17 protein-coding genes are annotated in these 15,226 nt (G+C 42.9%); 5 read left to right on the forward strand and 12 right to left on the reverse strand.

Annotation, left to right across the window (positions count from 1 at the left end; genetic code table 11):
- Both CYQ88_RS00005 and CYQ88_RS00010 read left to right on the forward strand, forming a co-directional pair.
- Window positions 1-1,992: methyl-accepting chemotaxis protein (locus CYQ88_RS00005; RefSeq protein ID WP_101839145.1), on the forward strand; the 1,992-nt coding region annotated here is incomplete at its 5' end.
- A complete protein-coding gene (locus tag CYQ88_RS00010) occupies window positions 1,961-2,623 on the forward strand; it encodes a CZB domain-containing protein (RefSeq protein ID WP_101839147.1) in 663 nt (220 codons plus the stop codon). The genes CYQ88_RS00005 and CYQ88_RS00010, both read left to right, overlap by 32 nt.
- A 21-nt stretch (window positions 2,624-2,644) precedes the next feature.
- Here the strand turns inward: CYQ88_RS00010 and CYQ88_RS00015 are convergent, their stop codons facing one another.
- From CYQ88_RS00015 to CYQ88_RS00065, 11 genes are all read right to left on the reverse strand, one after another.
- Window positions 2,645-3,508: an Hsp33 family molecular chaperone HslO gene (locus CYQ88_RS00015; protein WP_101839148.1), complete on the reverse strand. Its 864-nt coding sequence runs from the start codon at window positions 3,506-3,508 to the stop codon at window positions 2,645-2,647.
- Window positions 3,505-4,521 carry a lipoyl synthase gene (lipA, locus tag CYQ88_RS00020; protein WP_101839149.1) on the reverse strand — a complete coding sequence of 339 codons (1,017 nt, stop codon included), beginning with the start codon at window positions 4,519-4,521 and terminating at the stop codon, window positions 3,505-3,507. The genes CYQ88_RS00015 and lipA overlap by 4 nt, the downstream gene beginning before the upstream one ends.
- 35 nt (window positions 4,522-4,556) lie before the next feature.
- Complete coding sequence (gene lipB / locus CYQ88_RS00025) at window positions 4,557-5,195, reverse strand: lipoyl(octanoyl) transferase LipB (RefSeq protein ID WP_101839151.1); 639 nt, start codon at window positions 5,193-5,195, stop codon at window positions 4,557-4,559.
- Window positions 5,196-5,199: 4 nt separating this feature from the next.
- Window positions 5,200-5,478 (reverse strand): YbeD family protein, encoded by a 279-nt coding sequence (locus CYQ88_RS00030; protein ID WP_101839153.1) that lies wholly within the window; start codon window positions 5,476-5,478, stop codon window positions 5,200-5,202.
- Window positions 5,475-6,368 (reverse strand): aminotransferase class IV, encoded by an 894-nt coding sequence (locus CYQ88_RS00035; protein ID WP_101839154.1) that lies wholly within the window; start codon window positions 6,366-6,368, stop codon window positions 5,475-5,477. The genes CYQ88_RS00030 and CYQ88_RS00035 overlap by 4 nt, the downstream gene beginning before the upstream one ends.
- Window positions 6,369-6,371: 3 nt before the next feature.
- A complete protein-coding gene (locus CYQ88_RS00040; protein WP_101839156.1) occupies window positions 6,372-7,559 on the reverse strand; it encodes a D-alanyl-D-alanine carboxypeptidase family protein in 1,188 nt (395 codons plus the stop codon).
- Between the two features lie 120 nt (window positions 7,560-7,679).
- Window positions 7,680-8,810 (reverse strand): rod shape-determining protein RodA, encoded by a 1,131-nt coding sequence (rodA, locus tag CYQ88_RS00045; RefSeq protein WP_101839158.1) that lies wholly within the window; start codon window positions 8,808-8,810, stop codon window positions 7,680-7,682.
- A complete protein-coding gene (mrdA, locus tag CYQ88_RS00050; protein ID WP_101839160.1) occupies window positions 8,800-10,617 on the reverse strand; it encodes a penicillin-binding protein 2 in 1,818 nt (605 codons plus the stop codon). Before mrdA ends, rodA begins: the two co-directional genes overlap by 11 nt.
- 3 nt (window positions 10,618-10,620) lie before the next feature.
- A complete protein-coding gene (gene mreD / locus CYQ88_RS00055) occupies window positions 10,621-11,124 on the reverse strand; it encodes a rod shape-determining protein MreD (protein WP_101839162.1) in 504 nt (167 codons plus the stop codon).
- Complete coding sequence (gene mreC / locus CYQ88_RS00060; protein ID WP_255408722.1) at window positions 11,117-11,953, reverse strand: rod shape-determining protein MreC; 837 nt, start codon at window positions 11,951-11,953, stop codon at window positions 11,117-11,119. The genes mreD and mreC overlap by 8 nt, the downstream gene beginning before the upstream one ends.
- 59 nt (window positions 11,954-12,012) lie before the next feature.
- Window positions 12,013-13,059: a rod shape-determining protein gene (locus CYQ88_RS00065; protein WP_101839164.1), complete on the reverse strand. Its 1,047-nt coding sequence runs from the start codon at window positions 13,057-13,059 to the stop codon at window positions 12,013-12,015.
- Between the two features lie 299 nt (window positions 13,060-13,358).
- Here CYQ88_RS00065 and CYQ88_RS00070 point away from each other — a divergent pair, with 299 nt between their 5' ends.
- The 3 genes from CYQ88_RS00070 to CYQ88_RS11590 all read left to right on the forward strand — a co-directional run bounded on the left by CYQ88_RS00070 (window position 13,359) and on the right by CYQ88_RS11590 (window position 14,480).
- Window positions 13,359-13,613, forward strand: a complete 255-nt coding sequence (locus CYQ88_RS00070) for a helix-hairpin-helix domain-containing protein (RefSeq protein WP_101839166.1) — start codon at window positions 13,359-13,361, stop codon at window positions 13,611-13,613.
- Window positions 13,614-13,689: 76 nt separating this feature from the next.
- Complete coding sequence (locus CYQ88_RS00075; protein WP_233188765.1) at window positions 13,690-14,226, forward strand: DNA ligase; 537 nt, start codon at window positions 13,690-13,692, stop codon at window positions 14,224-14,226.
- Window positions 14,227-14,261: 35 nt separating this feature from the next.
- Window positions 14,262-14,480, forward strand: coding sequence for a hypothetical protein (locus tag CYQ88_RS11590; RefSeq protein WP_233188766.1), 219 nt, complete (start codon window positions 14,262-14,264; stop codon window positions 14,478-14,480).
- Window positions 14,481-14,548: 68 nt separating this feature from the next.
- On the opposite strand, the gene CYQ88_RS00080 is transcribed toward CYQ88_RS11590, so the two are convergent.
- Entirely contained in the window at window positions 14,549-15,196 is a 648-nt protein-coding gene (locus CYQ88_RS00080; RefSeq protein ID WP_101839168.1) for a protein-L-isoaspartate O-methyltransferase, read from the reverse strand.
- Window positions 15,197-15,226 lie beyond the last annotated feature (30 nt).

Consider the following 15,226-nt stretch of genomic DNA (forward strand, 5'->3'; position numbering starts at 1 on the left):
TCAAGAACTGATTTGCATGGCAATATCGTACAAGCGAATGAGGATTTTATTGAAGCAAGTGGCTATGAATGGAAAGATTTGGTTGGTCAGCCTCACAATATTCTACGACATCCAGATGTTCCAGCCGCCGTTTTCAAAGACTTTTGGCAAACGTTACAGGCCGGTAAACCTTGGTCTCAAATTGTTAAAAATAAAAGAAAGAACGGCGATCATTATTGGGTAAAAGCCAGCGCAACACCCATTTTTGAAAAGGGTGAAATAATGGGGTATATGTCGGTCAGAGTGCCGGCTACACGACAAGAAATTACGGCAGCTGAAAAGGCGTATAAGGCCATTTCAGCTGGAAAACTTTCGCTTTCTGAAGGCTATGTTGAGAGTACTGCGGCTAAGTTGAATCTGTTTTCACGCTTTGAATCCAGCCACCTCATAATTGTATTAAGTTTGTTATTGCTGTTGTCTATGAATGCACCCTTGTATATTAATAGTGTGCCGGCAATCCTCTTTGGAATTTTGGATGCCATCTTTATCGTTCTGATTATCGCATCCTCCTTATCGATGAATCGAAAACTGAGTCAGATTTATCAACATTTAACGGCCATTTCAGAAGGGGATTTTCACCAACCTATTGATTCATCTGGTCAAGCATTAAGCCACCGAACTTTAGGGCGTTTAAAGTCCATGCAAATTCGCTTAGGTGCAGATTTCGATGACGTTAAGGCTTCTTTGAATCGTTCCATGCAAATTCAGCAAGCTCTGAATGCTGCATCATCTAATATTATGGTTGTTGATCGTTTTCATAAGATTATCTTTGTGAATTCAGCGTTTAGGCAACTGTTGGCTAAGATCAGGCCAGAATTAAATGCGGCATTGCCCAAATTGAATACAGAAACATTGATTCAAGAATCCTTTGAAATGTTTCATCAGGACACTCAGCATTGGAACCAACTACTTGATAACCTCCAACAGACATTTGAAACCCGGGTTGAGTATGGCAGTGTTACGATTGATTTGATTTTAGACCCAATATTTAGCGAAGATCATCAACGGATTGGTACGGTTGCAGAGTGGAAAAATGTCACTGAACAATTGGCTATCGAATCCAATATTGAAAGCATTATTTCAAATGCTGCCAAAGGGTTGTTGGTGGAGCGCATTGATACCCGTGATTTACAAGGGTTTAATAAGTCGCTTTCTGGTTCTATTAATACTCTGTTAAGTGCTTTTGCAGAATTGATTCGTGATATCAGTGATGTTTTGCATCAAATGAGTAAAGGTGATTTAACCAACCGAATGCATGGTGATTATCAGGGGGAAGTTTTGGCGATGAAGGAAGCCACCAATATCGCCCTAACCAATATCGAAGCCACCTTCGGACAAATCAAGGCTGGTTCCAGTGAAATTGGACATATGGCGAAGGAAGTATCGAATGCCAGTGATGATTTATCCGAGCGAACCCAGTCTCAGGCGGCTTCACTTGAACAAACTGCTTCGTCAATGGAACAAATTACCAGCACCGTAAAAAATTCCGAAGATCATATGCATCGTGTGAATCAAATTTCATCGGAAGCAACGAAAGAGGCTGAACTGGCAATTGAAGAAATGACGGAAACCTCTAACGCGATTCATGATATTAGTGAACTGAGTAAGCAGATTGCAGAAATTACTTCAGTAATTGACGGTATCGCTTTCCAAACTAATTTGTTGGCACTCAATGCTGCTGTCGAAGCCGCTAGGGCAGGAGAACATGGTAGAGGGTTTGCTGTGGTTGCAGGTGAAGTTCGTAATTTGGCACAAAAATCAGCAGAATCATCGAAAGAGATTTCGAACCTGATTTCAACGACAACGCAAAAAATTACACAGGGTACAGAGTTGGTAGAAAAAACCAATAATGCCTTTGAGGATGTGGTTGTTAAAATCAAGGAAGTGAGTACTTTGATTGATCAATTATCGAAAGGTGCATATGAGCAAACTCAGGGACCTGGAGCAGGTTAATGTTGCAGTTTCAGCACTAGATGATATGACCCAGCAGAATGCAGCTTTGGTAGAGCAATTGGCAGCGACATCAGGGAATATGAGTGAAGAAGCCAAAACACAAGCGGATTTTGTCGGAAAATTTAAAATTTCCGCGATCACAACTGAACTTGGAAATTCTAAGGGCTCTCAAAAGGCCAGTTTTGAATTAGAGGAAGCCAAAAATCGACATCGAGCCTGGACGGTTGATTTAGAACGATTTTTGGTTGGAGAGAAGGTTGAGTTTGATGAAAATAGTGTTCGGCGTGATGATGCTTGCCTACTCGGTAAGTGGATTTATAGTGAAGGAAAAAAGTATGAGCACCTAGCTGAAATGCAAAAATTAATTACTGTCCATGCTGAAATGCATCAAACGGTTGGAAGGGTTATTGATGCAAAAGCGTTGGGTGATATGCAGTTGGCAAGTCAACAAAAGGATAAGGTAGGTCACTATTCAAGACAAATTATAGAATTAATTGATGAATTAAAACGTCATTTGTTTCATGATGGGCAAGCGGAAGCCAAGTCTACTGCTTCATTACCTACCCATCAGCATGAAATTTCAGAACCATCTCAACCAAAGGGTCAACATGACGAGTGGGAGGATTTTTAAAGCCCTGATCCCATGTTGTTTCTAGTGCAAAGTTGAGTCGTTTTCAATGCCTGAAAAAATTCGGTTAATGTCTGATTCATCAAATTTAAAGTGAAGATTACACATTTCATTGTGAATGACAACTTGGCCTTGCTCTTCCAGAATTTTTCGTACTTCCGTTTCTCCGAGTGATTTCAACATGGTTTCAACCGCTTGTTGGTCTTGTGGGCAATCATAGTGGACGGTTTCTGGTGGATAGAGTTCAATCGTCTCTTCATGAAAGAGTCGATGAAGTAAGGTTGTGGCATCACACTCAAGTAATTCCGCTTCGGTCACGGTATGGCTTAGATGCGTAATGCGTTCCCAGCCATCCTCATCTTGCTCATCGGTGGTGGGCATTTTTTGAATCAATACACCGCCAATGGCTTGATTATTTGCAGCGAGCCAAAGTTTGGATGGAAGCTGCTCAGACTGGCTCAAAAATGCCTCAAAACAGTCAGAGATGCTATCGGCTTCTCTAGGTACATAGGACTGAAAAAAATGACCCGTTTGAGTGTTTTCGAGCGTGACCAGAATTTGACCATCCCCTAAAAGGGCATCTAATCCCGTTTCATTGGTCAGTGTTTGATTGGTTTTGGCTACTCCACGCATCTCAAAGGTATGACTGACTTGTACCACGAGTAAGTTGACAGGGCCTGACCCTTGAACTTGGATGGAAACCTTTCCACTATGTTTCATGCCGTTTGCTAGCATAATCGCAACAGCTGTCAGCTCGCCAAGCACTTGTGTGAGGTTGTCAGGATAATGGCGATCTTTAATCATTTCCTGCCAGGCCTGGTGGATATTGAGGTGTTGACCGCGAATATTAAGTTCTTTAAATAAAAATCGTTGTATATGATCGTTCATGCGGGTTTTGTCTCCGAAAACTGTCCATGTGCTTGCAGGTCTGCATGATAAGAGGATCGTACCATCGGGCCGGATGCAACATGTTGAAAGCCCATTTCCAACCCCGCTTGTTCAAGTTGTTTAAAAGCGTCAGGTGTCCAATAATGTTGAACCGGTAGATGGTAGTCTGATGGTTGTAGATATTGTCCAATGGTGAGCATATCAACATCATGTGCTCGTAAGTCTTGCATCACTTCGATAATTTCTTCGTAGCGTTCACCTAAGCCGACCATTAAACCGGATTTAGTTAAGGTTTGAGGGTGAAGCTGTTTGAAATTTTTAAGGAGTGTGAGGGATGCTTGATAGTCGGCACCTGGTCGGGCTTCGTCATAGAGTCTGGGTGCGGTTTCTAAATTGTGATTCATGACATCGGGTGGTGTTTGCGCTAGGGTGTCGAGCGCAACAGTCAGACGTCCTCTAAAATCGGGTACCAACGTTTCAATTTTAACATCGGGGGTTTGATGACGGATGGCTTGAATACAGTTGCTAAAATGGCGAGCCCCTCCATCTCGTAGATCATCTCTGTCGACCGAAGTGATGACAACATAGTTCAGCTTCATCGCAGCGATGGTTTGAGCTAATTGCTCGGGTTCTTCTGGGTTAAGTGGGTTGGGTCTACCGTGGGTCACATCGCAGAAGGGACATTTGCGAGTACAGATGTGTCCCATAATCATAAAAGTGGCGGTGCCGTGCCCAAAACATTCCCCTAAATTTGGACAAGAAGCTTCTTCACAAACCGAATTCAATCCTTGTTGGCGCAGGATAGCTTTCAATTCTTTGACGCGACCTATGTGTTTTGCTTTGGGAAGTTTGGCTTTGATCCATGCCGGTTTTTTGAGTTTCGGTTGCGTTGGATCTGGCTTGTTTTTCAACGATTTGGTCTTGTATTCGCCTTTAGACATGGTGGCGTTGCGCGATTTAAGGCTTTGGGTTAATTGATCAACCGCGATTTCTTGGTATTGTGGTGCGCTCATGACAAATGGCCTTCCGTTTTGAATATGACCGGATATTATACCTGAGCAGTCAATGGGTTTGATTGAAGTTGATCTAGCAGTAATTCGGATAAGCGAGACTGGAGTTGGTCAAGACTGGGTTGTGCGTTCCAGTCGTAGACCTGGGTCATTTTGATATTTGAGAGTCCACAAGGCGTAATCCACTGAAAGGGGGTCAACTCCATATCAACATTTAACGATAAACCATGATAGGTTCGATGTTTGCGAACCTTCAAGCCCAATGATGCAATTTTTTGACCTTCAACGTAAACACCAGGAGCATTGGCTCTAGTACTGGCATGGATATCTAATTCCGCCAATAGTGAGATGAGCGTTTGCTCAATTAAGGTCACGAGTGCTCTGACGCCCATGTTTAAACGTTTTAAATCGAGCAACAGATAACAAATGAGTTGTCCCGGCCCGTGGTAGGTGACTTGGCCGCCACGATCCGTTTGAACCAATGGGATGGTATGTGTTTCGATAGTGGCGTGGAGGTGTTTTGGATCACCGTTTAAGCCCTGAGTGAACGTCGGTGGGTGCTGGCAGAACCAGATTTCATCTGGTGTATCATCATTGCGCTGGTTGGTGAACGCTTGCATGGCTTGCCAGGTTTTTTCATAGGGTTGAAGCCCGAGAGAGCGGATGAGGATGGTCATGCGTTTAGAGTGTCATTAACACTTCTGGATGGGCTTTGAGCTCACCATAAATTGTGTGAAGCTGTTTTAAGCTGGTCGCCTCGAAATGAATATTGACCGAAATAAATTTTTTGCCTTTAGAGTCTTTGATATGCATTTTGTCACGGCTGGCATCAGGTGCATGTTTCTGAGTGATTTCAAAAACCGTATTGATAAAGGATTCGGTATTGTGTCCCATGGCTTTGAGCTGGAAGTCACAAGGGAATTCCATTAAAGTTTCTTCGGAATGTAAATCAACGGTCATGTTAATCTCTTATTTTCTGCTTGTTCAATAAAGTTCTGTATTTCGTTATCAAAATAGCCCTGAAAAAGCTGCCAAATGTCACCAGGCCTGCCGTTTCCTATTGCTTGGTTATTCAGTTGGGTCACAGGAACTGCATTCTTTGTAGAACTGGTTAACCAAATTTCGTCAGCTGTTTCCAAGTCCTTTTGAAATAAAGGCGCTTCAATGAGGTTTATTTGGTGGTCTTTTGCCATTTTTAATATGACACTACGGGTAATTCCAGGCAGGATCTGTGGCCCATTCGGAGGGGTGAATAATGTCTTGTCCTTGACGACAAAGACATTGTTTGAGGTCCCTTCAGCCACTTGCCCATCCGGTTTGATGAGGACTGCATCTTGCGCACCCTGCTGCTGAGCCGCCATCTTTAGCATAATATTGGGTAATAGCGTGATTGCTTTAATATCACATCTTAACCAGCGGATATCCTCTAAGGTAATGACATGAATGCCATTTTCTAGAATAGCTTCATCAAGAGGCTTGAGTGGATTGGTGTAGATATAAAGCGTGGGCGACAAGTCCGTGTTGGGGAGGTGGTCACGCTGAAGTTGTATGCCACGGGTGACTTGTATATATAAGTATTGATTCTGCCAAGAATGAAGATGGACAATTTTATTGAGCAGCTTATACCATTCTTCGTCGGTCAAAGGATTTAATATCGCTGTTTCTTGTAAGCTGCGCTTTAGTCTATTTAAATGGGCCTCTAGGGTAAAGATGTGTTTACCGTAGACGGGAATGACTTCGTAAACACCGTCTCCGAATAAGAACCCCCTATCTTGCGTTGAAATTTTTGCCTTTTCAATCGGTAAAAAATCGCCATTTAAGTACGCAATTTGAGAGGATGCTTTGGTCATTCGTTAGAGTCCTAAAAAGCCAAATAAACTGTTCAATAGTTGTTTGATTTGGTCAAATAACTTTTTAAAGAAAGAGCCTTGTTCAACATCCGTTAAAGCCACTAAGGGTTTTTCAACCAAAGTTTCATTGTTGAAAGAGATAAACAACTTACCTAGCTGTTGACCTTTTTGTACCGGAGCGGTGATTTGAGGATCAATCGAAGATTCAATGACGAGGTTTTTATATTGACCGCGTGGAATGGTAATGTAGAGCGTATCCGTTAGGCCAAGACCAAGCATGTCTTGTTTGCCTTCCCAGATACGAGTTTCATTTAGGCGTTGTCCCTGATCATACAACTTGTGAGTTTCAAAAAAGCGGAAGCCATAGTTTAAAAGCTTTTGACTTTCCTGCACACGCTGCTTGGCATCTTCCGCGCCAAGTAGCACTGATATTAGGCGCATTTCTTCTCTTTTTGCAGAGGTGACTAGGCAAAATCCGGCCGATTCTGTATGGCCTGTTTTCAAACCGTCAACACTTGGATCTTGCCATAGTAGTTTATTACGGTTGTATTGGGTGATGCCATTATAGGTAAATTTCTTTTTGGAATACCATTGGTACTCTTCTGGATAGTTATTGATCAGTGCTTGAGTTAGGATGGCAAGATCAGCAGCGGTTGTGTAATGGTCTGGGTGTGGTAGGCCAGTTGCATTGACAAAATGCGTGTCATTCATGCCAAGCGATTGGGCATAACGATTCATGAGTTCGGCAAAGACCTCTTCACTGCCAGCAACATGTTCTGCCAAAGCCACACTGGCATCATTTCCTGATTGGATCACCATGCCTTTTATCAAGTCTTGGACGGTTACCTTTTTACCGACTTCAATAAACATTCTTGAACCCGGCATTTGCCAAGCTTTGGTTGAAATGGTGACTTCATCATTCAGTTGAATGGTGCCATTTTTAAGTTCACTAATGACGACATAGCCTGTCATGATTTTGGTTAAGCTTGCTGGCTCAATTCTATTTTGTGGGTTGAGGCTAGCAATGGTTTTACCACTATCATAATCGATCAAAACATAGGCTTTTGCTTGAATGTTCGGTGCAGATGGAATTACGTGGGGGAGAGCATCTGATGGTGAGGGAACAGGGCTGTTAGCAAAGCTGATGGTTGAAGCAAGAAGCGTTAAAAATAAGGCAAAAATCTTGGTCATGTTGATAGAATCTTTTTAGCTATTAATAGTTTTTATAATTTAACATATTTGAGTCTAAAGCTAAAGCGATCAGGCCGCTTTTCCTGGATTGGAATCAACAAATTATCGTTTGTGATGGTTTTAAGAAGTCAGCAATTTTTTATGGGTCTGAATCGACATTAAAATGCCAAAACTAATCATTAATGTGACCATTGAGCTGCCACCGTAACTAATCAGAGGTAAGGGTAAGCCGACAACGGGTAGAATGCCGCTTACCATGCCAATGTTAACAAAGACATAAACAAATAAAGTCATGACTAGGCTGGCGGCAGTCAGCCTAGCAAAATTATCTTGAGCTTGTGAGGCAATGTAGAGCCCGCGAGCAATGATTAATAGGTAAAGCGTCAATAATGCGGCAACGCCGATGAGCCCAAGCTCTTCAGCAAATACGGCAAAAATAAAGTCGGTGGTGCTTTCCGGTAAAAATTCTAAATGCGCTTGAGTACTGCCCATTAACCCTTTTCCTTCCAGTCCGCCTGAACCGATGGCAATTTTGGATTGTATGATATGGTAACCCGTCCCCAAAGGGTCTGACTCTGGATTGAGGAAGGTTAGAACCCGTTGTTTTTGATAGTCATACATATAGAAGTTCCAAACAATGGGTAAACTGGCCGCGACGATTGCAATTGCAGAGGCAATCCATCGCCAAGATAGGCCTGCAAAAAATAGTACAAACAATCCACTCATGGCAATCAAAATCGAGGTGCCCAGGTCGGGTTGGATAATAATGAGGCCGGCCGTTAAACCGACAAGACCGATACCAATCAGCATTTTTTTACGAGGCGGCGGGAAGGTGTCATGGGCAAATAACCATGCCACCATCATTGGGAGCGCGAGTTTCATAATTTCAGACGGTTGGAATCGAACGATACCTAAATCCAGCCACCGTTGTGCTCCTTTGCCCATTTCTCCAAATAGAATGACGCTGATTAACATCAGGGTTCCTATTAGAAAAATCCAAGGGGTGTAAACACGCATGATATTAGGGGGGATTTGAGCAAAAAATAGCATTAGGGCAAAAGCAAATCCAACACGGGTTAAGTGGCGGATCAAAACATTTAAATCACTACCAGAGGCACTATAGACAATTAAAGATCCGGTGATAATGAGCAAGAAAATGCCCAATAAAAGCCAGCTATCCAGGTGCATTGAGAACCAGATCCCTTTCTTTTGGCGATAAACATTTTCTCGTTGTGGCAAATCAATCTTCATTGGAGAGTTCTTCTAAATAGTATTTAGCAATCTTAATCGCAACGGGTGCCGCTTTGGTCGTTGAGTTTTCAATAATGACACTGATGGCGATTTTAGGCTTGTCGACTGGTGCAAAACCAATAAATAACGAGTGATCTCTTAGGTTTTTGGTGATTTCATCTTCATTGTATTCGCCTTCATTCAAACTGAAAACTTGTGCCGTTCCCGTTTTGCCTGCCATCTTAAAGGGTAATCCTCTTGCATAAGCATGCGCGGTTCCATGAATCGAGTGAACCGTGTCTTCCATGGCTTGAATGACTCTCTCCCAGTTCTGGGTTTTCTCAATTGCGATTTTTTTGATGACGAAGGTGGGCGCACTTTTGAGGAGTCTTGGCTGGATAATTTCCCCTCGGTTTGCCAAGATAGAGGTGGCTTTTGCCAATTGTAATGGGGTTGCTAAAAAGAAGCCTTGACCAATGCTGGTGATAATCGTTTCACCATTGTACCAATCATCGTTCTTGACGTTTCTTTTCCAGCTGCGAGAGGGTAGAATGCCTGTGGATTCATTTTGTAAATCCACTTTCGTTATATGTCCAAAACCGAAGGGGGTAAGCGAACTGTGGATCAGATCGATCCCCATATCTAAACTCAATTTATAGAAGTAGGTATCGCAGGATTCAACAATGGCTTTGCGCATGTCGACCAGGCCGTGACCACGCCTTTTCCAGTCGCGATAACGGTGATCCTGATATTCTAAAAAACCGGGATCATGGATTTCAGTATTGGGCGAAATAATGTCGTTTTCTATTGCTGCAAGGGCGATAAATGGTTTGACGGTTGATCCGGGTGGGTATTGGCCATTGATAACCCGATTAATGAGCGGGCGTTTAGGGTTGTTGAGTAATGCTTGGTAATTTTTTTGACTAATACCATCGACAAATAAATTGGGATCATAGGCCGGTGAACTCACAAACGCCAAAATTTCTCCGGTTTCAGGTTCAGTAACCACCACTGCGGCCTTTTTTCCATCCAGTAAGGTTTCGATATAGCGTTGTAAGCGAATATCCAATGTTAATTGAATATCTTTGCCCGGTGTGGCTGGAATGGTTTCCAGTTTACGAATAACTCTGCCACGGGCATTGGTTTCAATCTGTTGGATTCCTGGCTGTCCATGTAGCAAGGGTTCATAGTATTTTTCAATTCCGAGCTTACCAATGACATCCGTTCCTGCATAGCTTGATTCTTCCAATTGCTCGTATTCGCTTTGGTTGATTTTGCCAACATAGCCTAAGACATGTGCTGCACTGTCTTTAAAAGGATAGGTTCGCTTCAGCTTGGCAACCAGTGTCATTCCGGGGAATTGATAGCTATGGGCAGCAAAGCGAGCGGCTTCTTGCTCAGATAGCGTGTAAGGCAAATAGAGTTGGCGATAGCGACTGGAGGCATTTAAGCGGTCATAGAATTTTGATAACCTTTCTTCGCTCAGGTTGGGGAGCAGTGTTTGTAAGTCGATAAAGCTTTTATTTAAGTTTTCCATTTTGTCTTTAGAAAACTTAAGGGTAAATATAGGCTGGTTGTCAGCTAACAGCGCATGATTCCGGTCATAAATGCGGCCTCTAACCGGAGGTAGAGGTTCGACTGAAATGCGATTCCCTTCAGCCATAGATTGGTAATGATTGTACCCAATCCATTGTAAGTAGGTCATTCGGCCCAGAAGGATTAATAATAATAAAATACAGAAGGCTAAAGCAAAATATATTCGGCTTCTAAATAATTGTTTTTGAAAGTATATTTCACCTTCTGTTTGGTATCGGTGTTTGTTCTTCATGAATTAGTTGAAAACAGTTTTATGCGTTAAACGGTTCAGTATGAGGGTGAGCAGTGGCCAAATTAAGGTTGCAATAACGGGTTCAAGCCAATAATAGTAGGGCGCATTGCCAAACAGTTTAGGCGCAAAAATAAACCAACTCATGATTTGGAAGACTAGTATGTAGCCCCCAATGATAATTGACTGTTGCCAAAGCGGGTAGCTTTTAAAGCGCAGTCGAGAACGCAACATGAGAAATGTCGTTGTTAAAAAAATCAGGCTATGGGATCCTAAAGGAGTGTTTAAGGCGGTATCAAAAGCTAACCCGAGAATGAAGGCCGAAAATAAATGGCTTTTATAAAGGATTTGAGTCGTCCAAAAAAAAAGTGTCAGCAGCGTTAGTGAAGGCATAAATTGAATATCAAAGCTGAGTACCATCATATTGTCGATGACAATGGCCGTCAAATAGCTCAAAAAAAATAGCCACTTAATATCATTGATTTGAAGTGAAAATACCTTTTCAGTCATGTTCTGCTTCCTGTCTAGGGGAGAGGATGAGAACCTTTTGTGAGCGAGTTAGGTCCGCAATGGGTTCGGCACTAATTTTATAATAAGGTTCCCCGCTTAAAGATTTGACATTTGAAATGGTTGCCACAGGCCTTCCTTCGGGAAAAATTTCACCCAGGCCTGAGGTTTCTAAAATATCGCCAACTTTGATTGAGCTAGAAGACGGAATAAAGAGTAACGAAAGTTGCTCATGGCCAATACCATTCAGAATGCCTCGTTGACCGGTTCGCTGTATTCGGACGGGAACTTGTATTTCAGGGTCCGTGATGAGCTGAACACGGCACGAGGAAGGTGTTAGGGATGTAATTTGGCCAATCAAGCCTTTAGCATCTATCACGGTTTGGTTAAGCTGAATGTTGTCCAGAGCACCTTTGTTTAAAATGACATACTGGGCAAAAGGGGTCTGGCTATAGGCGATTACGGATGCGATTTGAACATCCGTTGATTTAAATTGACTAGCGGTTCCCAGTAGTCTATTTAACCGTTCTACCTCTAGCTGCAGCTTTTTCATTTGTTGTTGTTGCGCTTTTAGTAATAGGTTTTCAGTCTTTAGGCGATGATTTTCGGCACTGAGTTGGTTTGAGTGGGTATAGTCCTGTTGAATCCAGTTATACAGATCTAAAGGCAGAGCTGCGACTCTCTCAACTGGCTCTATGGTTGCGGTTAGTAGGTTTCGGAAATTAGACAGGGCATTGGTATAATGATCTGACACCATTAATGCGATGCTGAGAATAAAGAACAGTAAGAAGTAGCTGCCTTCTTTCTGGGGAGAGGGAGTCGAGAAGTTAATAGCGACCCCCTGCTTTTAAGGTTATGAATACATTTAGATTTTGTGCCATTACGGTCATTTTAATCAAATGAGAAGAGGTCAATTCCTTTTTCGTCCATCAGTTCAAGTGCACGACCGCCACCACGAGCAACACAGGTTAATGGGTCGTCGGCGATAATAACGGGCACGCCAGTTTCTTCAGAAAGTAAGGTGTTTAAGTTCCGGAGCAATGCCCCTCCGCCTGTTAGCACAATACCATGTTCAGCAATATCGGCTCCAAGCTCTGGTGGCGTATGTTCCAATGCGGTTCTGACGGCACTCACAATAGCAGATAAGGGTTCTTGAAGGGCTTCTAGAATTTCATTGCTGTTGAGTGTGAAACGGCGTGGAACGGATTCGGCAATATTGGCGCCATGCACTTCCATGGTTTGGGGTTCCATTTCGTGATAGGCGGTACCAATCTCTTTTTTAATTTTTTCAGCCGTCGCTTCTCCAATGACCATGCCATAGTTTCGACGGACGTATTTGATGATGGCATCGTCGAAACGGTCACCACCAACCTTGACTGAATCAGACCAAACAATCCCGTTTAATGATAAGGTTGCGACTTCCGTTGTTCCCCCACCAATATCAACGACCATGGATCCGGTTGCTTCACTCACTGGCATTCCAGCGCCGATCGCTGCAGCCATCGGCTCTTCAATTAGAAAGACTTCGCGTGCACCTGCACCTGCCGCAGATTCTCGAATGGCGCGTCTTTCAACTTGAGTGGAACCGCACGGAACACAAACCAGTACGCGTGGACTGGGCTGGAAAAAACGAGCCTCGTGCACCTTCCGGATAAAGGATTGCAGCATCTTTTCAGTCACTTCAAAGTCAGCAATCACCCCATCTTTCATTGGTCGAATGGTTTGAATTCTTTGGTTTTCTTTACCGAGCATGAGCTTCGCGGCTTCACCGACGGCAACGATTGAACGAGAGTTGCTGCCTTGACGGTTATTCATTATCGCAACAACAGAAGGTTCGTTCAGCACCATTCCTTTTCCTCTTACATAGATAAGAGTGTTGGCTGTTCCTAGATCGATGGAAAGGTCATTTGAAAAAAGGCCGATGAGTTTTCGAAACATGGAAAAATCCTTAAAACTTCAGTGATTCGGTTCGTAGACAGTTTGCCCATTTTGGTGGGTCTGAGTTAGGGTCTACGCTGGATGTATGTAAAAATTAACGTGTTATTTTATATTAGTTTTGGTTCAAAAGTTATCTATTTCATCATAATTTGAAATTTTAAAAACAATCTTGAAATGCAAAAAAAATTTAGCTACAGATGGTGAATTTTGACTTATAACTGAAAATAAAGTAACTTTGAGTACGGATAATAAGTTGTTTAACTTAATTATTGCTTAATACAAACAAGAGGGGTTTTTTTATGAAAAAACTAAGTGTTATTCTGTTTGGATGGATGATGGCTTTTGCGGTGTGGGCTGCGCCAGTCAATGTAAATCAGGCGAATGCCGATGAAATTGCGGCGGCTCTAACAGGTGTAGGAAAAGTTAAGGCCGAAGCTATAGTCGCGTATCGCGAAGCGCATGGTCACTTTAAGTCAGTTGAGTCGTTGAGTCAGGTAAAAGGGATTGGTGACAAGACTGTCGAAAAAAATAAAGCCGATATTCTTTTAAAGTAGCAATTATTCAATGCTAAAGATTTTATTGTTAAGGAGGCTTTGTTGCCTCCTTTTTTTGTTTTTATTATCATCAGTCATGGTTGTTTTAGCAAAACCACCTGCGCCAGAAATGTTGCTGTTAAAGGTGTACCAAGATCAAGCGGTTACCGGTTGGTTAATGAGTGAGAAACTGGATGGGGTTCGTGCCTTGTGGGATGGAAAACAGTTGCGTTTTCGCAGTGGCCAATTGATTTTGGCGCCAGAGTGGTTTTTGGCAGGGTTGCCAAAATTTGCTTTAGATGGGGAGTTGTGGACTAAGCGCAATGACTTTGAAAATATTGTTTCGATTGTCAGGCAACAACAACCGGATCAGCGTTGGCAAGAGATTACGTACAATATTTTTGAGGTACCTAACCAAGCCGGGGGGTTGCTACAGCGTTTATCGATTTTGGAAGGTTATTTACAAAAAAGAGACGTGCCGTATTTACATATTATTCCGGAAGTCAAAATACAAAGTGATCATCATTTTCGTGTCGAAATGGAGCGGCTGTTGGGCTTAGGCGCAGAAGGGTTGGTTTTAAGGCAGCCAAATCAATCATATGTGACAGGGCGTCATTCGTCCGCATTAAAATAAAACCTTTTCAAGACGATGAGTGTCAAGTAATCGGTGTGACGCCAGGTAAGGGTAAGTATCAAGGTCTGGCTGGTGCATTAATATGTCAGTGGCAAGCACAGAGGGTTTTGCTAGGGAGTGGTTTAAGTGATGATGATCGAAAAAATCCACCTCGTAAAGGAGTATGGGTAACGTTTAAATATTATGGGTTAACGGCTTCAGGGCGTCCACGATTTCCTGTGTTCCTAAGAGTTCGCTCAGATAAAAATCGGTAGCTTCGCCTGTCAAGTTGCTATTTAGTCTATAGGCAACCAGACAGGGGGTTGAGTTGCAGTGCGCTTTGTTAAAGTTGAAAGGTCGCTTTGGGCTCTGCGTGAATTAATGACGGAATGACTGTTTCAAATAAGGCTTCAGTTTCCCATTCGTTTTCACCAACTCGAGTGATAATTTGAGCAGTCATTGCTGGACTCGTGCCAACAAAAGCGGCAATTCGACCGCCAATGGTCAATTTTTGTAGGTAGTTAGAGGAAATGTCAGTCACGGCTCCTGTCAGATATATGACGTCATATTGTTTGTTGTCTTGCCAATCTTGGCTGCCATCGCCTTGGTGAAATTCAATGTTGTCGAAAGTACTTAAACGACTTTTTGCAGTTTCGAGTATTGATGAAAAATATTCTACGGTGGTGACGTGACGAGCAGACTTTGCCAGTAAGGCAGTATTATGCCCAGATCCGGTACCAATCTCGAGTACGGTTTCATTTTCGGCTATGTCCAGCGCTTGCAAGACTCTCGCTTCAACGGTCGGCGGCAACATGAATTGCCCCTCGCCAATGGGTAGAGAGGTGTCTGTGTAGGCCAGTTGTTGCTGGGCTTCTGTAACAAATTGATGGCGCGGCGTATTCATGAATAGGTCAAGCACTTTAGCATCTAGCACATCCCAGGGGCGGATTTGTTGTTCAACCATATTAAAACGAGCTTGTTCAAGTGTCATAGTCATTCCTTTGTCGCTAATTTTTAGGCT

Source organism: Hydrogenovibrio sp. SC-1 (genome assembly GCF_002848135.1).
In the GTDB taxonomy this organism is placed as follows: Bacteria; Pseudomonadota; Gammaproteobacteria; order Thiomicrospirales; family Thiomicrospiraceae; genus Hydrogenovibrio.

Coding starts and splice junctions, on each gene's coding strand:
- CYQ88_RS00010 (WP_101839147.1), top strand. CDS start 1,961: ATGAGCAAACTCAGGGACCTGGAGCAGGTTAATGTTGCAGTTTCAGCA.
- CYQ88_RS00015 (WP_101839148.1), bottom strand. CDS start 3,508: ATGAACGATCATATACAACGATTTTTATTTAAAGAACTTAATATTCGC.
- lipA (WP_101839149.1), bottom strand. CDS start 4,521: ATGAGCGCACCACAATACCAAGAAATCGCGGTTGATCAATTAACCCAA.
- lipB (WP_101839151.1), bottom strand. CDS start 5,195: ATGACCATCCTCATCCGCTCTCTCGGGCTTCAACCCTATGAAAAAACC.
- CYQ88_RS00030 (WP_101839153.1), bottom strand. CDS start 5,478: ATGACCGTTGATTTACATTCCGAAGAAACTTTAATGGAATTCCCTTGT.
- CYQ88_RS00035 (WP_101839154.1), bottom strand. CDS start 6,368: ATGACCAAAGCATCCTCTCAAATTGCGTACTTAAATGGCGATTTTTTA.
- CYQ88_RS00040 (WP_101839156.1), bottom strand. CDS start 7,559: ATGACCAAGATTTTTGCCTTATTTTTAACGCTTCTTGCTTCAACCATC.
- rodA (WP_101839158.1), bottom strand. CDS start 8,810: ATGAAGATTGATTTGCCACAACGAGAAAATGTTTATCGCCAAAAGAAA.
- mrdA (WP_101839160.1), bottom strand. CDS start 10,617: ATGAAGAACAAACACCGATACCAAACAGAAGGTGAAATATACTTTCAA.
- mreD (WP_101839162.1), bottom strand. CDS start 11,124: ATGACTGAAAAGGTATTTTCACTTCAAATCAATGATATTAAGTGGCTA.
- CYQ88_RS00065 (WP_101839164.1), bottom strand. CDS start 13,059: ATGTTTCGAAAACTCATCGGCCTTTTTTCAAATGACCTTTCCATCGAT.
- CYQ88_RS00070 (WP_101839166.1), top strand. CDS start 13,359: ATGAAAAAACTAAGTGTTATTCTGTTTGGATGGATGATGGCTTTTGCG.
- CYQ88_RS00075 (WP_233188765.1), top strand. CDS start 13,690: ATGGTTGTTTTAGCAAAACCACCTGCGCCAGAAATGTTGCTGTTAAAG.
- CYQ88_RS00080 (WP_101839168.1), bottom strand. CDS start 15,196: ATGACACTTGAACAAGCTCGTTTTAATATGGTTGAACAACAAATCCGC.